This window comes from Hyphococcus sp. (genome assembly GCF_041986965.1).
In the GTDB taxonomy this organism is placed as follows: domain Bacteria; phylum Pseudomonadota; class Alphaproteobacteria; order Caulobacterales; family Parvularculaceae; genus Hyphococcus.
Map to the genome: position 1 here is coordinate 425,544 of NZ_JBHIXB010000003.1, position 20,965 is coordinate 446,508.

The 20,965-nt window shown below is 59.8% G+C and carries 20 protein-coding genes; 8 read left to right on the forward strand and 12 right to left on the reverse strand.

Translation table 11 applies throughout. The annotated features are described in order from the left end of the window. The first annotated feature begins 56 nt into the window (after positions 1–56). Entirely contained in the window at positions 57–1,091 is a 1,035-nt protein-coding gene (locus ACFC5L_RS15790) for a serine hydrolase domain-containing protein (RefSeq protein WP_375203418.1), read from the forward strand. Positions 1,092–1,180: 89 nt separating this feature from the next. After that, complete coding sequence (locus ACFC5L_RS15795; protein ID WP_375203417.1) at positions 1,181–1,753, forward strand: type 1 glutamine amidotransferase domain-containing protein; 573 nt, start codon at positions 1,181–1,183, stop codon at positions 1,751–1,753. 82 nt (positions 1,754–1,835) lie between these two features. On the opposite strand, the gene ACFC5L_RS15800 is transcribed toward ACFC5L_RS15795, so the two are convergent. The 3 genes from ACFC5L_RS15800 to dxs all read right to left on the reverse strand — a co-directional run bounded on the left by ACFC5L_RS15800 (position 1,836) and on the right by dxs (position 5,848). Continuing rightward, positions 1,836–3,305 (reverse strand): sodium:solute symporter family transporter, encoded by a 1,470-nt coding sequence (locus tag ACFC5L_RS15800; protein WP_375203416.1) that lies wholly within the window; start codon positions 3,303–3,305, stop codon positions 1,836–1,838. 110 nt (positions 3,306–3,415) lie between these two features. Continuing rightward, positions 3,416–3,886 carry a methyltransferase family protein gene (locus tag ACFC5L_RS15805; protein WP_375203415.1) on the reverse strand — a complete coding sequence of 157 codons (471 nt, stop codon included), beginning with the start codon at positions 3,884–3,886 and terminating at the stop codon, positions 3,416–3,418. 48 nt (positions 3,887–3,934) lie between these two features. Next, a complete protein-coding gene (gene dxs / locus ACFC5L_RS15810; RefSeq protein WP_375203414.1) occupies positions 3,935–5,848 on the reverse strand; it encodes a 1-deoxy-D-xylulose-5-phosphate synthase in 1,914 nt (637 codons plus the stop codon). A 259-nt stretch (positions 5,849–6,107) separates the two neighbouring features. On the opposite strand from dxs, the gene ACFC5L_RS15815 reads away from it, so the two are divergent. From ACFC5L_RS15815 to feoB, 3 genes are all read left to right on the forward strand, one after another. Beyond that, positions 6,108–7,298, forward strand: coding sequence for an energy transducer TonB (locus ACFC5L_RS15815; RefSeq protein WP_375203413.1), 1,191 nt, complete (start codon positions 6,108–6,110; stop codon positions 7,296–7,298). Positions 7,299–7,397: 99 nt separating this feature from the next. Beyond that, positions 7,398–7,631, forward strand: coding sequence for a FeoA family protein (locus ACFC5L_RS15820; protein ID WP_375203412.1), 234 nt, complete (start codon positions 7,398–7,400; stop codon positions 7,629–7,631). Continuing rightward, the gene (gene feoB / locus ACFC5L_RS15825; protein ID WP_375203411.1) at positions 7,628–9,481 is read left to right on the forward strand and encodes a ferrous iron transport protein B; all 1,854 of its coding nucleotides are present in this window, start codon (positions 7,628–7,630) and stop codon (positions 9,479–9,481) included. The genes ACFC5L_RS15820 and feoB overlap by 4 nt, the downstream gene beginning before the upstream one ends. Positions 9,482–9,495: 14 nt before the next feature. On the opposite strand, the gene ACFC5L_RS15830 is transcribed toward feoB, so the two are convergent. Continuing rightward, a complete protein-coding gene (locus ACFC5L_RS15830; RefSeq protein ID WP_375203410.1) occupies positions 9,496–9,741 on the reverse strand; it encodes an exodeoxyribonuclease VII small subunit in 246 nt (81 codons plus the stop codon). Positions 9,742–9,833: 92 nt separating this feature from the next. Between ACFC5L_RS15830 and ACFC5L_RS15835 the strand changes: the two genes are divergently transcribed. After that, positions 9,834–11,012, forward strand: a complete 1,179-nt coding sequence (locus ACFC5L_RS15835; RefSeq protein WP_375203409.1) for a BaiN/RdsA family NAD(P)/FAD-dependent oxidoreductase — start codon at positions 9,834–9,836, stop codon at positions 11,010–11,012. Here the strand turns inward: ACFC5L_RS15835 and ACFC5L_RS15840 are convergent. From ACFC5L_RS15840 to ACFC5L_RS15850, 3 genes are read right to left on the reverse strand one after another with little or no spacing between them, the layout of a single operon-like run. After that, the gene (locus ACFC5L_RS15840) at positions 11,009–12,604 is read right to left on the reverse strand and encodes an ABC-F family ATP-binding cassette domain-containing protein (protein ID WP_375203408.1); all 1,596 of its coding nucleotides are present in this window, start codon (positions 12,602–12,604) and stop codon (positions 11,009–11,011) included. The genes ACFC5L_RS15835 and ACFC5L_RS15840 overlap by 4 nt on opposite strands. A 57-nt stretch (positions 12,605–12,661) precedes the next feature. Continuing rightward, complete coding sequence (locus ACFC5L_RS15845) at positions 12,662–13,276, reverse strand: histidine phosphatase family protein (protein ID WP_375203407.1); 615 nt, start codon at positions 13,274–13,276, stop codon at positions 12,662–12,664. A 40-nt stretch (positions 13,277–13,316) separates the two neighbouring features. Beyond that, a complete protein-coding gene (locus tag ACFC5L_RS15850; protein ID WP_375203406.1) occupies positions 13,317–14,246 on the reverse strand; it encodes a histone deacetylase family protein in 930 nt (309 codons plus the stop codon). A gap of 103 nt (positions 14,247–14,349) precedes the next feature. Here ACFC5L_RS15850 and ACFC5L_RS15855 point away from each other — a divergent pair, with 103 nt between their 5' ends. Next, a complete protein-coding gene (locus ACFC5L_RS15855) occupies positions 14,350–14,577 on the forward strand; it encodes a hypothetical protein (protein ID WP_375203405.1) in 228 nt (75 codons plus the stop codon). Between the two features lie 6 nt (positions 14,578–14,583). Here the strand turns inward: ACFC5L_RS15855 and ACFC5L_RS15860 are convergent, their stop codons facing one another. From ACFC5L_RS15860 to ACFC5L_RS15880, 5 genes are all read right to left on the reverse strand, one after another. Continuing rightward, positions 14,584–15,387 carry an MOSC domain-containing protein gene (locus ACFC5L_RS15860; protein ID WP_375210776.1) on the reverse strand — a complete coding sequence of 268 codons (804 nt, stop codon included), beginning with the start codon at positions 15,385–15,387 and terminating at the stop codon, positions 14,584–14,586. 3 nt (positions 15,388–15,390) lie between these two features. Further along, the gene (locus ACFC5L_RS15865; RefSeq protein WP_375203404.1) at positions 15,391–16,272 is read right to left on the reverse strand and encodes an SDR family oxidoreductase; all 882 of its coding nucleotides are present in this window, start codon (positions 16,270–16,272) and stop codon (positions 15,391–15,393) included. 66 nt (positions 16,273–16,338) lie between these two features. Continuing rightward, positions 16,339–16,566, reverse strand: coding sequence for a hypothetical protein (locus tag ACFC5L_RS15870; RefSeq protein WP_375203403.1), 228 nt, complete (start codon positions 16,564–16,566; stop codon positions 16,339–16,341). A 164-nt stretch (positions 16,567–16,730) separates the two neighbouring features. After that, positions 16,731–17,675 (reverse strand): metallophosphoesterase, encoded by a 945-nt coding sequence (locus ACFC5L_RS15875; protein WP_375203402.1) that lies wholly within the window; start codon positions 17,673–17,675, stop codon positions 16,731–16,733. A gap of 65 nt (positions 17,676–17,740) precedes the next feature. Further along, positions 17,741–18,949 (reverse strand): dipeptidase, encoded by a 1,209-nt coding sequence (locus ACFC5L_RS15880; RefSeq protein ID WP_375203401.1) that lies wholly within the window; start codon positions 18,947–18,949, stop codon positions 17,741–17,743. A gap of 583 nt (positions 18,950–19,532) precedes the next feature. Here ACFC5L_RS15880 and ACFC5L_RS15885 point away from each other — a divergent pair. Beyond that, positions 19,533–20,924 (forward strand): sulfatase family protein, encoded by a 1,392-nt coding sequence (locus tag ACFC5L_RS15885; RefSeq protein ID WP_375203400.1) that lies wholly within the window; start codon positions 19,533–19,535, stop codon positions 20,922–20,924. Positions 20,925–20,965: the final 41 nt, after the last annotated feature.

A 20,965-nucleotide genomic window follows, 5' to 3' on the forward strand; every position in this document is an offset into this window, starting at 1 on the left:
ATAAGCAGCGCTCCATCGTATAAAGACGGTCAGGTCCATCGCCAAGGAGAGACGTCATGCGCCCCGCCATTGCCGCCGCCGGTCTCGCCGCCCTCGTTACAATCTCGCCAGCCCGCGCCGACATCAAAGACGCCGCTGACTACAACGCCAGAAAAGGCGGCGTTTCCTTCGTTGTTCTGAAAAACGGCGACCTCCAATACGAGCATTACCCAAATCGCGGCGGCCGCAATAAGGCTTATGAACTCGCCAGCGGGACGAAAAGCTTTTCCGGCGTCATTGCCGCGGCCGCCGTCATGGACGGCCTTTTATCGCTGGACGAGCGCGCCGCCGACACGCTGAGCGAATGGCGTTCGGACCCGCAGAAATCGCGCATCACCATCCGCCAGCTTCTGTCGCTGACGAGCGGGATTGAATCGACCGGCGTTTTTCGCCCGCCGACCTATGAGGACGCCATAGCGCTGCCGGTCGTCACGGCGCCGGGAACGGCGTTCGAATACGGCCCCGTCAATTTCCAGATCTTCGGCGAAATCATGCGCCGCAAGCTTCAAGCGTATCAGGGCGGTGAATATGAAAACGCCGTCGACTATCTGCAGGCGCGCATTCTTGATCCGCTCGACATCCACCCGGCGCAGTGGAATGAGCGCGGCGGGTTTCCCACCCTGCCGTCCGGCGCCGATCTCACCGCGAGAGACTGGGCGCGTTTCGGTCAGTTTGTCTTGCAGGAAGGAAACTGGAAGGGCGCCCAGCTTGTCGACCCATGGGCGCTGGCGGAAAATTTTGTCGGCTCCGGCGTCAACGCCGGTTACGGCCTGACCTGGTGGCTGAATGAGCAACCGAACGAAGAAACACTTGAAGCTTCACGCACCATGACCGTTGCGTCGGATCTGTTCACCCATCCCCGCAGAGACGAAATCCCTGACGATCTGTTCATGGCCGCAGGCGCCGGCGGCCAGCGGCTTTACATCATTCCCTCAATGGACCTTGTCATTGTGCGGCAATATCCGCGGATCATCGAGCGCAAATTCGGCCAGCGCCGGCGCGGCGGGCCATATTCCGACGTCGAGTTTCTGCTCGCATTTCTCAAGCGCTAACAATCGGAAATTTTCTGGAACGGCGCGGCGGCCAACCGTGTTTTCCTCAAACAGCACACGCATAGTGCTGAAACGAAAGGAGATGCGCTATGACCAAACTCCAGAACAAGAAAATCGCCATTATCGCAACAGACGGGTTTGAGGAATCGGAACTTTTCTCACCCCTCGATGCGTTGAAAAAAGAAGGCGCCGCGGTTGATATCATTTCTTTGAAACCCGGTGAGATTCAGGGCTTCAAGCACATGGAGCGCGGCAAAGCGATTGAGGTGACGAAAGACATCACCCATGCTGACGTCAACGACTATGACGGCGTGCTCATCCCGGGCGGCCTGTTCAATCCCGATGCGCTTCGCCGTGATGAAAAAGTAATCGCCTTTATACGCGGCGCTTTTGCGAAAAAACTGCCTGTCGCCGCTATCTGTCACGGGCCTCAGGTCCTCATCACAGCCGACATTGTGAAGGGACGCAAAATGACCGGCTACGCCGCTATCCAGCCGGATTTGAAAAACGCCGGCGCGCAGGTAAGCGACGAAGAAGTCGTCGTAGACGCAGGCCTTGTGACCAGCCGCAATCCCGATGATCTGCCGGCCTTCAACCGGAAAATTGTCGAGGAATTTTGCGAAGGCAAGCATCAAGAACAGAAAAAATCGATCGCTGCGTAACCCCCGTCTGTCGTTCCCCAATACGCAGTGATCCGAAAAGCCCCGCTGGCCCGCGGGGCTTTTCATCTGTGATAGCAGCGCCTCAGGAAGAAGCGCGGCGGAATGGCTGTTCGAGGAAGCCGACGATCACATAGGCGGCGAGCGATACGACGACCGAATAGATGAAATAGCCGTCCATGGGCTCCACATCGCCGGCAAGCACGGCTGAAAGCGCCGGGCCGAACGCCATGCCTTCACTCATCGCGTCCTGCAAAGGCAAGACGAGCAATGTTGCGAGATTGAAGACGACGCAAGTGTAAATGCAGGCAAGCGCAGCCGCCGCGCCGCCAAAGCGCGTGCGCAGCCCGATCAGCGTGGCGACGACGATGGCGCCCTGCCCGAAGACCGAGGTGAGCGCGATCAGCTCATAAATATCCGAACCGCCAAGCGCTACCGCCAGCGCGCCGACGCCGGCGAAGGCGGTGCCGAACCGTGCGATCATGAGCTGACGCCGTTCGCTGGATCGCGCATGCAGCTTTTTGAGAATGTTGATGGAAATCAACGACGAGACCGCAAGCAGATTGGAGTCCACGGTCGACAGGATTGCGGAAAAGAGCGCGCCGATAAAGACAATGGCGAGCAGTGGCGGCAGAAACTCTATCGCCATGGCGGGAATGAAATTGTCGCCCGCCGCGCCCGGCACCTCCAGATGTGCGCCGGACAGCCCGATCAGCACCGGCATCATGCCAATGCCCACATAAAGAAACGCCGCCGAAAACGCGCCGGCCTTGGCGACGGTTGTGGACTTCGCAGCGAGAAAGCGCGTGATAATCTCCTGCGTGACGAGGCTTCCGATGACGGGGATCGCCCAGGCGTCGGCACGCGTGAAGAGGGATTCGCCCGGCGCAATCAGACGAAGCTGATCAGGCTCGATCACCGAGACCATCGCCGCAAAACCGCCGAACTGATGAACGACAGCGATGAACAGGATGGCGACGCCGCCCATCAAGAACAGCCCCTGCACCACATCCGTCACCACGTCGCCGATGAGGCCTGCGAACATGGAATAGAAAATAACGATGCCGGCGGCGAAAAAGAGCGTCAGCACGCCGGGCAAGCCTAGGGTCGTTTCGAGAATGGCGGCGATGGCGAGCAACTGCGCGCCCGCCCAGATGACCGAGATAACCACAAGCACGATGGCGGTCACGAACTCCGCATGCTTGCCGTAACGGTCGCGGAAAAAATCGGCGATGGTGACATAACCATGGCTGCGGATTTTACTCGCCACGAAAAGCGCTGTCGCCACAAGGCAGATTGCATAGCCGAACGGTTCCGCCCTGGCGCCGGACAGCCCGCCTTCGGCGACCGCCGCCGACGAGCCGAGGATCGTCTCCGCCCCGAACCAGGTGGCGAAGAGCGAGAGGGTGATGGGAAAATACCCAAGCCGGCCGCCGGCGATGTAATAATCCGTGTCGCTCTTTGTGCCGCGCGCGAACCACAGGCCGATGGCGATCTGAATGACCACATAGACCGCAATGAAGAGCATCAGCTCCGTGCGTGACAGATCTTCCACTTATCGCCCCTCCGGCTTCGCAACCCGCCTATTGAGCCGCAAATCGAGGCGCTTGAAAAGAGAAAACCTCTTTCCGGGGACGGACGATTGGAAAGTACCGCGACCTTTCTTCAGATCCAGCGACGAACGCGAGCCTTATAGGCGCGGTATTCGTCGCCGAACTGGCGCTCCATCTTGTCCTCTTCGTAGGGGATGGAGATAAAGTTCACGAACAGAAAGAACACGATCGGGGCGGCAAAAGCCGCAACGGTTCCGATAACCAGGGCAAGCCCTAGGGTCGCGACCAGAATGCCGAGATACATGGGATTGCGCGTGTAATGAAACGGCCCTGCGATGACCAGCGCCGAGTTCTTTTTCGACGCCGGGATCACTTCCGTCCCCGCTTTTGCAAAGGCGCGCCGCCCCGAAGCCGAAATCAGAAAGCCGACAACGAAAACAGCCCATCCGAACAGCGGAAACTGCAGCGGCGCCGCCAGCCCCGCCGCACGGCCTGCAAGCCAGGCCGCAAGCACAAAGGCGAGCGCCCAGACAGGCGGCGGAATAATCACGAGAATGGACGGCTTCGGCAGGTCTTGGCTCATTTCGGTCTCCCTTGCGTGAGACGATAGAACCCCCGCCGCCAGCGAAGACTAGCCGCGCAGATTCACGACGTTGGATTCCATGCCGAGCGCTTCGCGCGCGCGCTCAACAATATGAACCGCATTGAGACGCGCCTGATCATACATTTTCGCCGGCGAGTCCTGATCCTGGAAGACATCCGGCAAATGCATGGTGCGAATCTTGACGCCGCTGTCGAGAAGGCCGGCGTCAGACAGGAAATGCAGAACAAAGGCGCCGAAGCCGCCGCGCGATCCCTCTTCAATCGTGATCAGCACTTCATGCTCACGCACAAGGCGCATGATAAGGTCATGATCGAGCGGTTTGGCGAAGCGGGCGTCGGCGACAGTGGTGGAAACGCCTTGCGCCTCCAGCGTGTCGGCGGCCTTTAGCGCCTCCTGCAAACGTCCGCCGAGCGCCAGCAGCGCGACCTTCGTTCCCTCGCGGCAGATGCGGCCCTTGCCGATCTCGAGGATTTTGCCGTTTTCCGGCATGTCGACGCCCACGCCCTCGCCGCGCGGATAACGGAAGGCGATGGGGCCTTCGTCAAAGGCGGCGGCTGTCGCCGTCATATGGACAAGCTCGGCTTCATCGCCGGCCGCCATGATCACCATGTTGGGCAGGCAGCCAAGATAGGCGAGGTCGAACGAGCCCGCATGAGTGGCGCCGTCAGCGCCCACAAGCCCGGCGCGATCCATGGGAAAACGCACTGGCAGGTTCTGGATGGCGACGTCATGCACCACCGAGTCGTATGCGCGCTGAAGGAAGGTCGAATAGATCGCGCAAAACGGGCGCAACCCGTCGCCAGCGAGCCCCGCCGCAAAAGTGACGGCGTGTTGTTCGGCGATGCCCACATCGTAGCAGCGGTCCGGATAGGCCTCGGCGAACATGTCGAGCGACGTGCCCGACGGCATCGCCGCCGTGATGCCGATAATCCGGTCGTCTTTTTCCGCTTCCTTGATCAGGGTCTTGGCGAAGACTTTCTGATAGGCGGGCGCGTTGGGCGTTCCCTTCTGCTGTTTGCCGGAAACAACATCGAATTTGGCGACGCCGTGATATTTGTCGGCCGATTCCTCCGCAGGCGGATAACCGGCGCCTTTGCGGGTCACCACATGAACGAGCACCGGCCCGTCTTTCATGTCGCGCACATTCTCAAGCACCGGCACAAGCTGGTCGAGATTATGCCCGTCAATGGGGCCGACATAGTAAAAGCCGAGCTCTTCGAACAAGGTGCCGCCGGACACCATGCCGCGGCCATATTCCTCGGCCTTGGCGAGTTGCTTATAGATTGCTTTCGGCAGGCGCTTCGCGAGCTGTTTTCCAAAAGTGCGGAAGCCCTGATAAACGCCGGATGACGATGCGCGCGCCAGATAGGCGCTCATGGCGCCGACGGGCGGCGCGATCGACATGTCATTATCGTTGAGGATCACCACCATCTTCGAGCCCAGATGGCCGGCGTTGTTGAGCCCCTCATAGGCCATGCCGCCGGACATGGAGCCGTCGCCGATCACGGCGATTGACGTCGTGTCTTTTTTGAGATGGCGCGACGCCTCCGCAAACCCGGTCGCCGCGGAAATGGAGGTCGCCGCATGGGCGGCGCCAAACGGGTCGTATTCGCTCTCGGCGCGTTTCGTAAAACCGGAAAGCCCGCCAGCCTGCCTCAGCGTGCGGATGCGGTCGCGGCGGCCGGTGAGAATTTTATGGGGATAGCACTGATGGCCGACATCCCAGACGAGGCGATCTTCAGGCGTGTTGAAGACATAATGGATCGCCGTCGTCAGCTCGACGACGCCAAGGCCCGAGCCAAGATGACCGCCTGTCACCGAGACCGCATCGATCATCTCCGCCCGAAGCTCATCCGCAAGCTGGCGCAATTCGCTCTTGTCCAGCTTTCGAAGGTCGGCGGGAAATTTGACGGTATCGAGAAGCGGCGTTTCTACGGCCATGGGGCAACCCCTCTTATTCTTATTAAAACCAGCACCTGACGCCGGCGCTTGCGGGCCCTCCCCCGCTGCACTGCGGCAAGAAGCCTGTTCTAGCGCTTCGCATGGATTTCTCCACCCCTAATCAGGTGAAAAGGCGGCAAGCCCGCGGAGATTTGAAGCCCATTGTTGCTTAATGGGCGCGGCCAGCCTTGCGCCCTTCACCGGCGTTTGTCGAGCCTGCGCCCAGGCGCTAAGGTTTCGGGGGGCCAAGGAGGGGGCGATGGTGGGATTTTTCCTAAAATTGGCGGCGATTGCGGCTGCCGCCGTCATGCTGGCGAGCCCGGCGGCGGCGACCGAGAAGCTCTATCTCGCGGAATACAAGCTTTACACTGAGGCGCTTGGCGCCAGAGACGTCGCGGCAGCCGAAATCCATGGCCACGCCGCATGGCAGGCGGCCGAAGCCGAACTTGGTGAGAACAACCTCACCGGTATCCTCGCTTATAATTATGGAAACCTCGTCCTTTTTTCCGCGCCGGAGAAAGCCGCGTCCGCTCTGCACCGGGCCGAAGAGTTGCGGGCCGCCGGCATTGCGGACTTGTCTGCAGAGGAACTCGCTCTGCGCATCGCGTTTTCGGATTTCGCCGCGGCGGAAAACGCAAAAGACAAGCGCCGCGAGCTGCGCGCCATTCTCATGAGCGACGCTGTACAGGCGCTGCCGCCAAGTGAGGATACAGCCCGGATATGGCTGCGCCTTGCATCTGCAGATGTGGCTAGCGACAACTTTGACGACGCCGTCATCAGCGCTGCCGAAGCCGAAGCGGCTTATAGTGTGTTGGGCGCTCACGAATACCGTCAAAGAGCCCGCGCCTTGCTGCTGCTCGGCATTGCGACGATGTTTAAGGATAAAGCCATCGCCGACGACGTTTTGTTAGCGAACAAAAACTTTGCGAAAGCCGGGCGGCTTTTTCCGCCTCAGGGAAACATAGAGACGTTTGATCCCATACTAGCCACGATATTGGCTTGGAACGACGCCGCTTATGCTCTGCTTGAGTCGAAATATGACTTCCAGAAGAAAAGGCGCGACACCTATACGGGATCTCGAATTAAGCTAAACTTACCTGAAAACGATATTTCCGATCCCTCCAAATTCGCGCCCTTTGACTATGACGCGATCTTTCCCGACAGCAAATCGCCTGAAGATTGCAAAATTGTTTGGGCAAAGCGTGACCCGCCAAAATATCCACTAAACGCTAATTATCGCGGTTATGTCGGCTCGGTGCTTGTCGGCTATTCGCTGGGCTCTGATCTCATTGCGCACAACCCGGTCATTCTTGCCGAAGTTCCCGGAAAGGTATTCGGCGAGGCGACGCTTGCCTCTGTCGCGGAATGGCGACTTGCCTCGCCCCCTTCTAATGACCGCGGGTGCCGAGCAAACCGGCTTACGATTTTCACGTTCGTTCTGAGATCATAAAAGGCCCCGCCCCCGCCAATCCGTCGCAGGGGCCTACGTGAAATCCCTTATTGCAACTCATTCGCAAAAAGGCGACATAGGCGCTCCGAGGAAGCGCCTATGCAACTGAACGAAATGAAAAAAGGGGCCGTCGGCCGGGTGACGGCGATCAGCGCCTCCGATCCGCTGATCGAGGCCAAGCTGCGCGAAATCGGCTTCGCCGAAGATGACGCCGTCGAACTGACCCATATCGGACCGCTGGCGAGGACGCCGATTTGCGTGCGCCTCAACCGGACCCTGATCGCCCTTCGCACAGACGAAGCGAAAGCCATTGAGGTGGAACTCGACCGGTGACTGCGGCCGCCGCCAGTATCGCCCCCACACGTGTCGCCCTGGTAGGCGCGCCCAATTGCGGCAAGTCCACACTCTTCAACGGGCTTACCGGCGGGCGGGCCAAAGTCGCCAACTATCCGGGCGCCACGGTCGAAACCCGCCATGGCCGGTTTACAACGCCCGCAGGACGCAATGTCGACCTCATCGACCTGCCGGGCTTTTACGGCATGTCGCCGCGCTCCCTTGATGAACGGGTTGCGCTTGAGACCGTGCTTGGCAAGAGCGGCGCCGCGCCTGAACTGATCCTCGCGCTGGTCGACGCCGCAACGCTGCGCACGCATCTTCAATCGGTGTTGCAGCTCCGCGCGATCGGCGCGCCCATGATCGTCGTCCTCAACATGTTTGATCTCGCGACCCGCGACGGGCTGGAGATCGATATTGCGCGGCTTGAAAAAGAACTTGGCCTGCCCGTCGTCACCACCAACGCCACGCGCAAGGCCGGCCGGGAAGCCTTGCTCGCGAGGCTCGATGCGGCGCTGGCGCAAAAAGACGTCGCCGCGCCGCCGCCCGGACCATTTCCTGATCCGGAAGACGTTCGCGCGCATCAAATCGAGGCGCGGCGCATTTCCAGCGCCGCCATCACCTATGAGCCACCCTTCAATCGCGCCACCCGCGCCATTGACCGTGTCGTCCTTCATCCGGTTGCGGGGCCGGTCATTCTCGCCGGACTGCTCTTCACCATGTTCCAGATGGTCTACACCTGGTCGGCGGGGCCGGTGGATATGCTCGACGCCGGCGCGGGCGCCCTCGGTGAGTTTGTCGCTGCGCACTTGCCCGCAGGCTGGCTGCGCGATCTCATCGTTGATGGAATCATCGCCGGCGTCGGCAGCGTCGTTGTCTTCCTGCCGCAGATCATCATCCTCTTCACTTTCATCCTGCTGCTCGAAGCATCAGGTTACATGGCGCGCGCGGCGTTCCTGATGGACGAGATCATGCACCGCTTCGGGCTCAATGGACGCGCTTTTATTCCACTATTGTCGAGTTTCGCCTGCGCCATTCCCGGGATCATGGCGTCGCGTGTGATTGAAAATGACCGCGACCGGCTGACCACCATCCTCATCGCGCCGCTGATGACCTGTTCGGCGCGCCTGCCGGTCTATGCGCTTATTATCGGCGCTTTCATTCCAGAAGAGAAAGTTGGCCTGTTCAACTTGCAAGGTCTCGTTCTCTTTGCGCTCTATATCACCGGCATCATCAGCGCCGTTTTGATCGCCTTCATCTTTAAACGGACAATCGCCAAGGCCCGCTCGCAGCCGCTGATCATGGAGCTGCCCACATACAAGCTCCCGAACGCCAAGGATTTCTTCATCAGCTTGTGGATCCGCGCGGCCGCATTTTTGAAACGCGCCGGCACCGTGATCTTGACGACATCCATCATTCTCTGGTTCCTCGCGGCTTACCCCGCGTCGGCGACAAGCCTCAGAGAAAGCTATGCAGGCCGCCTCGGAAGCCTTATCGAACCACTGCTCGCGCCCATCGGTTTTAATCTGGAGATCGCCATTGCGCTGGTGCCGGGCATGGCCGCACGCGAAGTCGCCGTGGGCGCTCTCGGCACGGTGTACGCCATTCATGGCGGGCCGGAAAACGCGCAAGGGCTTTCCGAAACCCTGCAGTCCGCCTGGAGCCTGCCGACGGCGCTAGCGTTTCTCGCCTGGTATGTGTTCGCGCCGCAATGTTTTGCGACACTCGCCACCATTCGCCGGGAAACGGGGTCATGGAAATGGGCGGGTTTTGCGCTCGGCTATCTCTTTACGCTCGCCTATACGGGCGCCGGTCTGACTTACTGGATCAGCCGCGCCGCCGGACTCTGACAAGAGACTTTAGATTATTCGAAGCTGGCTTTTTCGGTCTTTGGCTTGCCGTCGCTTCCCACGACGATCTTTTCGATCTTTTCCTGCGCAGACTTAAGAGTCTTTTCGCAGTGGGCCTTCAACGCCGCGCCGCGTTCGTAAAGCGCAATCGATTCTTCGAGCGCCGCCCCGCCGCCTTCCAGCTTCTGGACGATGTCTTCGAGTTCGGCGAGCGCCTTTTCGAAAGAGAGCGAGGCGATGTCATTAGGTGCTTTAGCCATGGCCGCTGTTTAGCGGGCCTCGCCCACCCGGGCAATAGGGGCAAATGAGACCGGGATGGCGCAGGCCACCCAAAGCCCATAAGAACAGGCCTATGGAAAAGATAGACGTCATCATTATCGGGGCGGGCGCGGCCGGGTTGTTCTGCGCTGTAGAGGCGGGACGCCGCGGCCGGCGCGTGACGCTGCTTGACCATGCGGCAAAGCCAGCGGAGAAAATCCGCATCTCCGGCGGCGGACGATGTAACTTCACCAATGTGCATGCGGCGCCGAAGCACTTCCTCTCGAACAACCCGCATTTCTGCAAATCGGCCCTCAAGCGCTTCACGGCGGCAGACTTCATCGCCCGCGTGGAAAAGCGGGGCATCCAATATCACGAAAAGACCCTGGGCCAGCTTTTCTGCGACGGCTCGTCGAAGGAGATCATCGCCATGCTGGTTGATGATTGCCGCGAGGCCAGCGTGGATTTACGCCTGTCGACCAGCGTTGCGAAAATCGAAAAGACGGCGGACGGCTTCACGCTTGAAACCGATAAGGGGCCGCTCGCCTGTTCCTCCCTCGTCATCGCAACGGGCGGCAAGTCGATCCCGAAAATGGGCACAACGGATTTCGCCTATGGCGTTGCGCGGCAATTCGGCCTCAACATTATCGAACCGCGCCCGGCGCTGGTTCCGCTCACCTTTTCAACCGGCACGCTTGAAGAGACCGCGCCGCTTTCCGGCGTCAGCACGGAAGCAATTGTTTCCTGTAACGGCGCAGCCTTTCGCGAGGCCCTCCTCTTCACCCATCGCGGATTGTCGGGCCCGAGCATTTTGCAAATCTCTTCTTATTGGCGCGAGGGCGATGAGATCGCCGTCAATCTTGCGCCTGATGTCGATGTCTTCGCTCGCTTGCGTGACGCGCGCCAGACAAAAGGAAAACTCGCGCCGCAAACAATTCTCTCGGAATTTCTGCCGAAACGTCTCGCCGACTGGATCGCGCAAAGGGCCGGCGCGTCAGGACGCATCGGCGACTATAGTGACGCGCGCCTCAAAACCCTCGCCGCGGCGGTTTCCGACTGGCGCGTCAAACCGGCGGGTTCTGAAGGCTGGCGCACGGCGGAAGTGACGCTCGGCGGCGTCGACACCGATGCGCTATCGTCGAAAACCATGGAAGTAAAATCGGCGCCCGGTCTATATTTCATTGGCGAAGCGGTCGACGTCACCGGCTGGCTCGGCGGGTATAATTTCCAATGGGCCTGGTCGAGCGGCTGGGCGGCGGGTCAGGTTGTTTAAGCCGCCTTTTGGCGCTTGTCGGCTTGCGTGATCAGCGCGCGGTAATCGTCGAGATCGCCGGCGTAAGGTTCGGCTTTGCCGTCTTTCACCAGCCACAACTGATCGGCCGTCGCCTCGGCGAGAAATACATCGTGCGTAATCAAAAGGACCGCGCCGGAAAAATCGTTGAGCGCATAGATCAGCGCCTCGCGGCTGTCGATATCGAGATGTGAGGTTGGCTCGTCGAGAATGAGGATATGCGGCGCGTCGAGGGACATGAGCCCGAGCAGCAGGCGCACTTTCTCTCCGCCTGAAAGTTTCTCGACTTTCGTGTCGACTTTCTCATGGGAAAAGCCCATTTGCGCAGCTTTCGCGCGCTGCTTGCCCACGGGCGTGTCCTTGTCCATAGCGCGGCGCACATGATCGAGCACCGTATCGCCGAGGGTTAACTCGTCGAGCTGGTCTTGGCTAAAATAGCCGATGCGGATCGAGCGCGGCGCCGTCACCTCCCCGCCCATAAGCTTCAACCGTCCGGCGATGGATTTGACCAGCGTCGTCTTGCCCTGCCCGTTGGCGCCGACAATGGCGATGCGGTCTTCCGGATCGACGCGCAAATCGACATCGGCAAGGATCAGCGCGTCATCGCCATAACCGAGATCGGCGCCGGCGATATGCAGCATCGGCGGCGACAGCGGATCTTTCGGCGCCGGAAAATGAAACGGCGTCGTGCGCTCGGCCAGCGGGATCGACACGTCCTGCATTTTTTCCAGCTTCTTGACGCGCGACTGCGCCTGACGCGCTTTCGACGCCTTGGCGCGGAAGCGGTCCACAAAGGCCTGCAAATGCGCTTTTTCCGCTTCCTGTTTGGAGCGCTGGCTTTCCAGCTGGGCGACTTTCGCGGCGCGCAGTTTGAGCCAGGCGTCATAGCCGCCGGGACAGACGGTGAGCTGTTTGTGCTCCAGCGCCATGGTGTGCGTTACGCATCGGTTCAACAATTCGCGGTCGTGCGAAACGATTAGCACCGTATGCGGATATTTCTTGATATAGCCCTCAAGCCAGGCCGCGCCCTCAAGATCGAGATAGTTGGTCGGCTCGTCGAGGAGCAGCAAATCGGGCTCCGCGAACAACACGCCCGCGAGCGCCGCGCGCATGCGCCAGCCGCCGGAAAATTCCCGCGTCGCACGGTCCAAATCGGCATCGGAAAAGCCGAGGCCTTTCAGGACTTCGGCGGCGCGCGCTTCAGCGGACCAGGCGTCTATGTCGATAAGGCGGGTGTGGATCTCCGCGATGCGCATGGGGTCTTCAGCCGTCTCGGCCTCGGCCATGAGGGCGTGGCGCTCATGATCGGCGGCGAGCACGACTTCCAGAATGGTTTCGTCCGTCGGCGCAACCTCCTGCGCGACCCAGCCGAGCGAGGCCCGGGCCGACATGCGGATAGCGCTGTCAGCGGCGGGATTGGCGATTTCCTCGCGGATCAGGCGCAACAATGTCGACTTGCCCGTGCCGTTGCGCCCGACGAGCCCGACCTTCCAGCCGTCGGAAATCTGGGCGCTCGCGCCTTCAAACAGGGCGCGCGCCTCAACGCGGTAATCGAGATTTGAAATCGTCAACATTGGCGGGTCTTACCGCAATGCAGCAATTAGGCAAGGGCCCGGGAAATAGCCATGCGCCTACTCCGCTGCCGCGGTCGCCCCTACCGCGCGCTTTTCGCCCGCCGGTTCATAGATGCGCCATGACCAGTAGTGATTGCCGCCGTCGCGTTCGATGCGCCGCCAGCCTTCGCGGATGAGGCGCTGGTCGATCATCCAGTTGAGATAGCCATGGGCGCAGAGAAGAACATCGCCCTTCGCGGCGTGGTCGCCGAGACGCGTCGCGATTTCGGCGACGCGCGCCCAGGTCTCGCGCTGATGTTCGACGCCCGGCGGCGCGTAACCGAGACTCCACAAGATGCGCGAGACGACGCCCCACTGGCCGGGGCGCAAGCGAATGAAATCCGGCCAGGGCGGCGGCGGCAGCGGCGCCTCGACAAACATCGGATCGGCCGGCACCTCCCTTGCGCCGCCCGTCGCCTGCGCCGCCGTTTCGATGGCGCGCGGCAAAGTGGAAGAGAGGATCGTCTTCGCTCCCCGGGCGAGCGCGATCAGCCCCTCGGGCGGGCGTTCATCGGGGTGGAGACCGCTTTCGTCGTAACGCGCCCACCATTCGCCATATTCACGCGCCGTGATGGTCACGTCGCGCGACAGATTTGGACGCCCGTGGCGTACGGTGATGATGCGGCCGGTCATGGCGTTACTGCTTTGCCCCGCCATCCTTATGGCGCGGTTTTCATCGGTCCATCAAGACGTTGACATGAGCGGCGGCGCTTTCCGCCAGGGCCTTGAGGTCATAGCCGCCCTCAAGGATGGAGACCAGCCGCCCGCCCGCCTTGTCCCTGGCGACCGCGGCGATCTCGCGCGTCGCCCAGGCGAAATCCTCCTCCGTCAGCTGAAGGCCGCCCAAGGGGTCCGCCGCATGGGCGTCGAAGCCGGCGGAGATGATAATCAGCTCCGGCCCGAAATCGGACATTGCGGGCAACAATGTCTCGCCCCAGGCGCGGCGGAAAGCGAGGCTCCCTTCACCGCCCGCGAGCGGCGCATTGGCGATATTGTCGAAGGCGCCCCTGTCCGTCGCCCGGCCCGTCCCCGGATATTGCGGCCATTCATGGGACGAGGCGTAAAAGGCATCCTCGTCATGCCAGAAGGCGGCTTCCGTTCCGTTGCCGTGATGCACATCGAAATCGACGACGGCGACGCGTTTCGCGCCATGGGCTGCGCGCGCGTGAAGCGCCGCGATGGCTGCGCCGTTGAAAAGGCAAAAGCCCATGGCGCGCTCGGGCTCCGCATGGTGACCGGGCGGCCGCGCGGCGACAAAGGCGTTCGCCGCCTCACCCTTATATAAGGCGTCAATGGCGGCGCAGGCGCCGCCCGCCGCACGCAAGCTCGCATCGACCGAATGCGGCCCCGCGAAGGTGTCGGCATCGAACTGAACCAGCCCTTCGACCGGCGAATTATCTTCGATGAGTTCGCGGAAGGGCCCGGGGTGAACCCGCTCCACCTGTTCGGCGGTCGCACGCGGCGGGATGCGCCGTTCAAGCGAGGCGAAGTCTTCCGACGCCAGCCTCTTTTCAACGGCGGCGTAGCGGCCCGGATGCTCCACATGGCCGGGCGGAACCTCATGGGCGCCGAAAGAAGCGTGGGTGTAGAGGAGTGTTGTCATAAGGCGAATTCTACCGCGCGGCGGCGGCGATGAAAATGCGCCGCTTTCTGTTTTCGGCGTGGATGGTCTATAGCTTCACCAAACACACTTTCCGGAGGCCTCCATGCCGCAATTCGACATGATCGTCATTGACCCCGAACGCGCCAAGGGCGCGACTATAGAAGAACATACCGCCGGCAAGCCCCTGCGCGAGGGCGGCGGCGACGAAACCTATCGCTGCGGCGGCTGCAAGACAAAACTGTTGGTCAAGGTTGGCCATCACGACGCCCATGGCGCCGTCATCAAATGCGGCAAATGCGGCAAGATTAATATCGAACCGCATCACCATTAGGCGCGGTCAAAGGATTTCGACAGGCGCGCCCACGGAAACTTCGCCCAAGATACGCGGGACGGCGTTCATGCCAAAGATAACGCCGTTGATGCGTGGGTCGGTTGAACGGTGAATGCGCGCCAGACTGGCGAGCGGCTCCTTCCCCATGCGCGCCCCGGACTGTTGATCGGTTGTCGTGACGATGCAGCGGTCGGACGGCTTCACCAGATCAAGGACGACGTCGCCGATCTTCAATTTACGCCAATGGTCTTCGGGCCAGTCACCATCGCAGTCGACCACAATGTTCGGACGGAAGCGCGCCATAGGCACTGGCGCCCCGCCATTAGCCTCAATATCGCGATTGAGCGCCGCCAGCGATCCCGTCGTCGTCACCAACACCGGAAATGCGTCAGCGAAACTCACCGGTTCAGGCTTCGGCGTCCAAACGCTATCCTTCATGCGGATCGCATCATCGTCCATGAACACAAGATGGACCTCGCCGCCAAGACGCGCGGACAGAAAATCGGACGCGTCGGCGATGGCGGCGTCAACTTCTGAATCCCAAATGACGACGCGGCGGCGGCTTTTCCTATCCGGGCGGTCTATTGCGATAGCGTTTCCGTTTGAGGACAGTCTCAGGCCCGTTGCCGTGACCGTCGCATCAATGGTCGCAAGCTGCGGATGGCTGCGCTGGGTCAGAAACTTGCCGTCCGCATCGACAACAAGCCAGCGGCGGTCGCCCTTAAGGCCGCGCGCCTCCACTTGCGCACTGTCGACATCGACAGCGCGCATTCCCTTGACAGGATGGATATGCAAGGAGGCGACGCGCAAAAATTACCCAATCATGCTGTCCATCAAGGTTTCCGCGACACCGGGCGGCGGCGTCGAATTATCAGGCACGAAGAAATCCGGCGCCAGTTTTTTCGACGGATCGACGCGGTATTTCTCAAAATCCGTCACACCATTTTCATAGAGGAAGGTGTCGTCGATAATGAAGTTGCCGGAAAAGTTCTTCGCCGATTTGGTGAAGATAAGATGAGCGGCATCTGACAGAATATCGACGCTGCGTGAGGCTTGCATCATGGCGTCGCCGCCAAGCGCGAATTTCACCGCGGCTGTGGCGATCGCTGTACGCGGCCAGAGCGCGTTGAACGCAATACCGTCATTTTTGAATTCAGCCGCCATGCCGAGAACGCACATAGACATGCCGTATTTCGCCATTGTGTAGGCGGTGTGACCGGCGAACCATTTCGGCGACATGTCGAGCGGCGGCGACAACATCAGAACATGCGGGTTCGCCGATTTTTTGAGATGCGGAATGCAGGTTTTCGAGGTCAGAAACGTTCCGCGCGCATTGATGGAATGCATCAGATCCCAGCGCTTCATTTCGGTCGCTTCCGTCCCCGTCAGCGATATCGCCGAAGCGTTGTTCACACAAATATCGATCCCGCCGAATTTTTCGACGGTCGCCGCCACGGCCGCCTGGACCTGATCTTCATGGCGAATATCGCAAACGAGCGGTAACGCCTTGCCGCCCGCCGCTTCGATCTCTTCCGCCGCGGTGTAAATCGTGCCCGGCAGATGTTTATGGGGTTCGGCGGATTTGGCGGCGATGGCGATATTGGCGCCGTCCCTGGCCGCACGCAGCGCGATCGCAAGGCCAATGCCGCGGCTTGCACCCGTAATGAATAATGTCTTGTTTTTCAGGTCTGTCATGGGCTGTCTCCTCAAGAGGCGCAGACTAGCCTTCCGGGCGAAGCATGCAACAGAATTTGGTGCCCGTTAATGAGGCCGCATCATGCAACAGCAGCCAATGACGCAACAGGCTTCATCCAGCGACCTGACGCGCACAATCTTTTGCCCTGTCGCCCCGGGACTGTCGGCGCCGGACGTCTTGTTCGAAAACCCGATAGCAACATGATCTTTGACGATGGCGGATGCGAAACCGTGAGAATCGATGTGATCCTTGATTTCAGCCAACAGCGACATGTCGCGGGACTCTTCGAACATTTTCTTTCCTTTCAACGGAGACTTGCTGGCGGAGTGGCTGCGCCGCAGTTAAGACACTGGCGACATCGCAATGCAACAGACAAATTAGACATCTTTTTGTCAGAGCGATTGATTGTGAAGATAAACTTTTTCAGCGAAACAAAATCACATCTGTGTCACGAGTCTCAAAATGAGTTTCCCGTTTCGGCGCATGCCCGATAGTGAAGGTTCAAGACATCGATGCGCGGCGGTGCGCGAAAGCGCACAGGCAGCATTGACTGGCCAGTTCCCGACGTGACGAAAACGGCGCCGTCTTCCGTCTCCCGATAGCCGTATCTCGCGACGCTGCAAGCAAACTCGATCTGGCATGTGAGGATCGGGAGATTGACCTGCCCGCCATGCGTATGCCCTGCGATAAGGAGGTCGGGCTGGCGGTCCGCAGCAATGACGCCGATCGTTTCCGGGTTATGCGTTAAAACCAGACGCGGTTTTCGCGAGGGCTGGTTGAGGAGGCTGATATTCTGACCGCCCTTCCATAAGTCGGACAGCCCCACCAGCTCGATATTGAAATCCTCTCCTGCAATATCGACAGCGCGATCATCGATCATTGAAACGCCGAGCCGTTCAAGGCTGTCCCGCAGCGGAACCGCGACATCTGGGCCCGGCAGACCGTGATCGTGATTGCCAAGCACCGCATAGACAGGCGCCCCCATGTCGCCGAGCGCGGCGAACGCCTCGTCGAATTTATCGACCGGCAAATAAGAGACATAATCGCCGGCGATGAGAACGAAATCCGGCTTTGCCGCGTTGACGCGCGTCGCGATGCGCTCAACCGGCATTGTGTAGCGATAGGGGCTTAAATGCAGATCCGAGAACACGGCGATGCGCATAACGCCCGCCTCGGGGAAACAACCCTTCAATCTGATGTCGTGCTCTGGCGTAAAAAGCAGCCGCGGCTCAATAAACCGCCCATAAGCAATCAATGTCAGGGCGATGAACAAAAACACCGCCCCAGCGCGCAAAACGCTCCCGCCCTTAACCATAATCCACAGCAACAACGCTGCCGCCGGAAAATAGACAAAGCTTAAATAGGGAATTGTGATCCGGGCGAATTCGAAAAGCTGGTCCATACGGCGGCCTCTAACGATGCTCTAAGGCGCCGATGTGACCGTTTAGGGCGCAAAGCGCGGCGGCGTCACCATTTCCGCTTTTTGCGCGCCTTTTCGACCTCTTCCCAGACCCGGAGAGCATTCGCGCCGAGAATTTTTTCAATCGACGCCTCGTCATACTCGCGCGCAAGAAGACCATCGACGAGAACGGGGTAGGACGAAACATCCTTCAGCCCCACCGGCAGGCTGTCGCCAACGCCGTCATAATCCGTGCCGAGCCCAACGTGATCGATCCCGGCGAGCTCTACGGCCCGGTCAATGTGGTTCAGAACATCTTCAAGCGTCGCATAAGGGTAAGGGTGCGCTTCAAGCCAGGCTTTGCCGAATGCGGACGCCTCTTCCTCCGTCATCGCACGGCCAAGCTTCTTTTCTTCCGCCTCGCGCGCTGCAGTGCGCGGCGCGCTATAGGTGTTGGCGGCTTCGTTCAGGAATGACGAGCCATAATTGATCATGACAACGCCGCCATTGTCAGCGATCTTCTTGACGAGGTCGTCAGACAGATTGCGCTCCCAGTCCGGCGTGAAATGACGCAGTGATGAGTGCGACGCAATCACCGGCGCCCGGCTTGTCGCGAGCGCGTCTTCAATCGCAGCATCCGAAAGATGGCTGACATCGACCATGATCCCGAGATCGTTCATGGCCCGAACAACTTCGAAGCCGAAAGGCGACAGGCCATCCCACTTCTTGTTCTCATCATAGGAAGAGTCAGAGATGTGATTGGCCTTTGAGTGCGCGAGCGTCACATACCGCACGCCGCGATCGTAAAAATGTTTGAGGTTCGCGAGATCGCCTTCAATCGGTGAACCGTTCTCCATGCCAAGCGGCAGGGCGATTTTGCCTTCTGCGAAAATACGGCGCACATCCTTTGGGCTGTAAGCGATTTCATATTTGTCGGGATGCTGGGCGGCGACGCCCTCCATCAGGCCAATGAGAATATCCGCACGCGCTTTGGCGCCGCCTTTTTCTTCATAATCGGCGGCGACATAAATAGACATGAACGGCGCATCGAGCCCGCCTTCTTTCGCCCGGGCATAATCGAAGTCGACGGTTTTTTCGCCGGCTGCGATATCGGCGCCCGCCTCAGCCACGGTCGATGGCGCATCCACGTGACCGTCAACAATCACATATTTATGGGCGATCTCCACAGCTTGCGCCGACGGCGCCGCCAGCGCGGAAACCGGAGCGGCGACGATCAAGGCAGCGCTGGAGAGAAGACAGGCGGCAAGGGTTTTCATGAGAAGAAGCCTTTCGGATGCTGTGCAGGTAAAAATGCTGAAAAAGCATGTTGCCCTGATTTGGCCCCGCAGCACGCGGCAAATCAACCGCAATGCTGCACATGCGAAGCTGAATGGGGAAAATCACGAAGAAATGTTGCCGGAGCGGTCAGGCCAATGGCCGAAACCGCCCCGGCAGGGAGAGATGGCGCCGGGAAATAGCGCTCTCGGGGGAGAGAAAAGCGCGAAAGCCCGAAAACCGGAGCGCAAGATATGCGCGTTGCGTCATAAAAATTGTCGCAAACACGACAAACTACGAAAGAGGGCCGGTGAAAATTCGGTTAGGATGAAAGTCTGGCGCCGGCGCCCATAGCCGCCAGTTGCGAGTGACTCGCATCTGGCGCATGCCCTTGCCTCTCCGCTCGCCGCGCCTTTCGGCGGCGGAAACCGTATTTACTCCTTATACTGATCAATTATCCACTCCGGCGGCTCAGCACCGCGCCACCGGGCTGCGCCAGACGACGCATGGCTGTTCCCTCCTTCCCCTATGGCCGGTTTCGAATTTTGTTACGCTCGCGCCATCGCTGGGAAAACGAGGAACAAGATGAAAAAAACGGCGACTCTTCATCGGCGCGAGTTCATGGCCGCCGCTGCAGCGGCGACGGTTTTGCCGGGCGGTCACGCATTTTCAAAACAGAAAGCGCCTCCCAACTTTCTGTTCATCATGGCGGACGATCTCGGCTGGGCCGATATCGGCTGTTATGGGCGTGACGACATATCAACGCCGAATATCGACAAGCTTGCGCGGCAGGGCATGCGTTTTACTGACGCCTATGCGAATTCCTCCGTATGTTCTCCAACGCGTCTCGGTCTCATCACAGGGCGCTATCAATACCGGCTCCCTCTTGGTGCGGAAGAACCGCTTGGCATCCACAGTAAAAAACGATTGCCTGACGATGCGCTCACAATGCCGGAGCTTTTCGCCGCCGCCGGCTATCAGACATCGCTTGTGGGCAAATGGCACCTTGGAACTGTCGCGGGAGCGGGCCCGCTTCAACATGGCTACCAATCGTTCTGGGGCATTCGTTCCGGCGGCGTCGACTATTTCCGCCATAGCTTCATCATTGGCGAAGAGGAGACGCCGGACCTGTGGGATGGCGATATGCCCGTTCAGGAAACAGGGTATCTGACAGAGCTTCTCGGTCAGCGCGCCAGCGACGAAATCACCCGCATGAGCGCAAACAACGCACCGTTTTTGCTGAGCCTTCATTTCACGGCGCCGCACTGGCCATGGGAAACCGCTGAAGACATCGAGGCGGCGCGGAATTTACGGCAAAGCCTCGATTTTGAAGGCGGGTCCATGGCGATCTATCGCGGCATGGTGGAAAGCCTCGACAAGGCTGTCGGCGACGTTTTGAAAACCCTTAAAAAAGCAGGTCTCGACGATAACACCGTCGTTGTTTTCACCTCAGACAATGGCGGCGAACGGTTCTCAAAAACCTGGCCATTCAACGGCATGAAAGGTGAGCTTCTCGAAGGCGGCATCCGTGTGCCGCTCATCGTGCGCTGGCCGGGACGGGTCAAAAAAGGAAGCGCAACGGCCCAGACCGCAATGAGTATGGACTGGTTGCCCACAATGCTGGACGCCGCCGGCGCCAGTTACGACCCATCTGATTTTGACGGCGTCAGCCTGCTGCCCCAACTGACGGGCGAAGACGGTATATCCGACCGCAAACTCTTCTGGCGATATCAGGCCCATGAACAAAAAGCCATGCGTGAAGGGCCGTGGAAATATCTCTCCATCGAAGGCAATGACTATCTTTTCAATGTCGACGCTGATCCCATGGAACGCGCAAACAAGAAGACCATCGAGCCGTACCGCTTTGCGCGGATGCAGGCTGAGTGGGAGACATGGAATAAAACCATGCTCGCCTACCCCGAAGACAATCCAAGCTGGAGCAATAAATTCGGCGCCTTCATGGCGGATCGGTATTGACGCCGATTTGACTGGCTCAACCGCGCCGGCCTGACTAAACT

Excerpts from the sequence above, each read along its gene's own strand:
- ACFC5L_RS15805 (WP_375203415.1), bottom strand. The coding sequence starts at position 3,886 with ATGAGCCAAGACCTGCCGAAGCCGTCCATTCTCGTGATTATTCCGCCG.
- ACFC5L_RS15820 (WP_375203412.1), top strand. The coding sequence starts at position 7,398 with ATGCAACTGAACGAAATGAAAAAAGGGGCCGTCGGCCGGGTGACGGCG.
- ACFC5L_RS15795 (WP_375203417.1), top strand. The coding sequence starts at position 1,181 with ATGACCAAACTCCAGAACAAGAAAATCGCCATTATCGCAACAGACGGG.
- ACFC5L_RS15875 (WP_375203402.1), bottom strand. The coding sequence starts at position 17,675 with ATGGACCAGCTTTTCGAATTCGCCCGGATCACAATTCCCTATTTAAGC.
- ACFC5L_RS15840 (WP_375203408.1), bottom strand. The coding sequence starts at position 12,604 with ATGTTGACGATTTCAAATCTCGATTACCGCGTTGAGGCGCGCGCCCTG.
- ACFC5L_RS15850 (WP_375203406.1), bottom strand. The coding sequence starts at position 14,246 with ATGACAACACTCCTCTACACCCACGCTTCTTTCGGCGCCCATGAGGTT.
- ACFC5L_RS15790 (WP_375203418.1), top strand. The coding sequence starts at position 57 with ATGCGCCCCGCCATTGCCGCCGCCGGTCTCGCCGCCCTCGTTACAATC.
- ACFC5L_RS15855 (WP_375203405.1), top strand. The coding sequence starts at position 14,350 with ATGCCGCAATTCGACATGATCGTCATTGACCCCGAACGCGCCAAGGGC.
- ACFC5L_RS15870 (WP_375203403.1), bottom strand. The coding sequence starts at position 16,566 with ATGTTCGAAGAGTCCCGCGACATGTCGCTGTTGGCTGAAATCAAGGAT.
- ACFC5L_RS15880 (WP_375203401.1), bottom strand. The coding sequence starts at position 18,949 with ATGAAAACCCTTGCCGCCTGTCTTCTCTCCAGCGCTGCCTTGATCGTC.
- ACFC5L_RS15830 (WP_375203410.1), bottom strand. The coding sequence starts at position 9,741 with ATGGCTAAAGCACCTAATGACATCGCCTCGCTCTCTTTCGAAAAGGCG.
- ACFC5L_RS15845 (WP_375203407.1), bottom strand. The coding sequence starts at position 13,276 with ATGACCGGCCGCATCATCACCGTACGCCACGGGCGTCCAAATCTGTCG.
- ACFC5L_RS15885 (WP_375203400.1), top strand. The coding sequence starts at position 19,533 with ATGAAAAAAACGGCGACTCTTCATCGGCGCGAGTTCATGGCCGCCGCT.
- dxs (WP_375203414.1), bottom strand. The coding sequence starts at position 5,848 with ATGGCCGTAGAAACGCCGCTTCTCGATACCGTCAAATTTCCCGCCGAC.
- ACFC5L_RS15865 (WP_375203404.1), bottom strand. The coding sequence starts at position 16,272 with ATGACAGACCTGAAAAACAAGACATTATTCATTACGGGTGCAAGCCGC.
- ACFC5L_RS15815 (WP_375203413.1), top strand. The coding sequence starts at position 6,108 with ATGGTGGGATTTTTCCTAAAATTGGCGGCGATTGCGGCTGCCGCCGTC.
- ACFC5L_RS15835 (WP_375203409.1), top strand. The coding sequence starts at position 9,834 with ATGGAAAAGATAGACGTCATCATTATCGGGGCGGGCGCGGCCGGGTTG.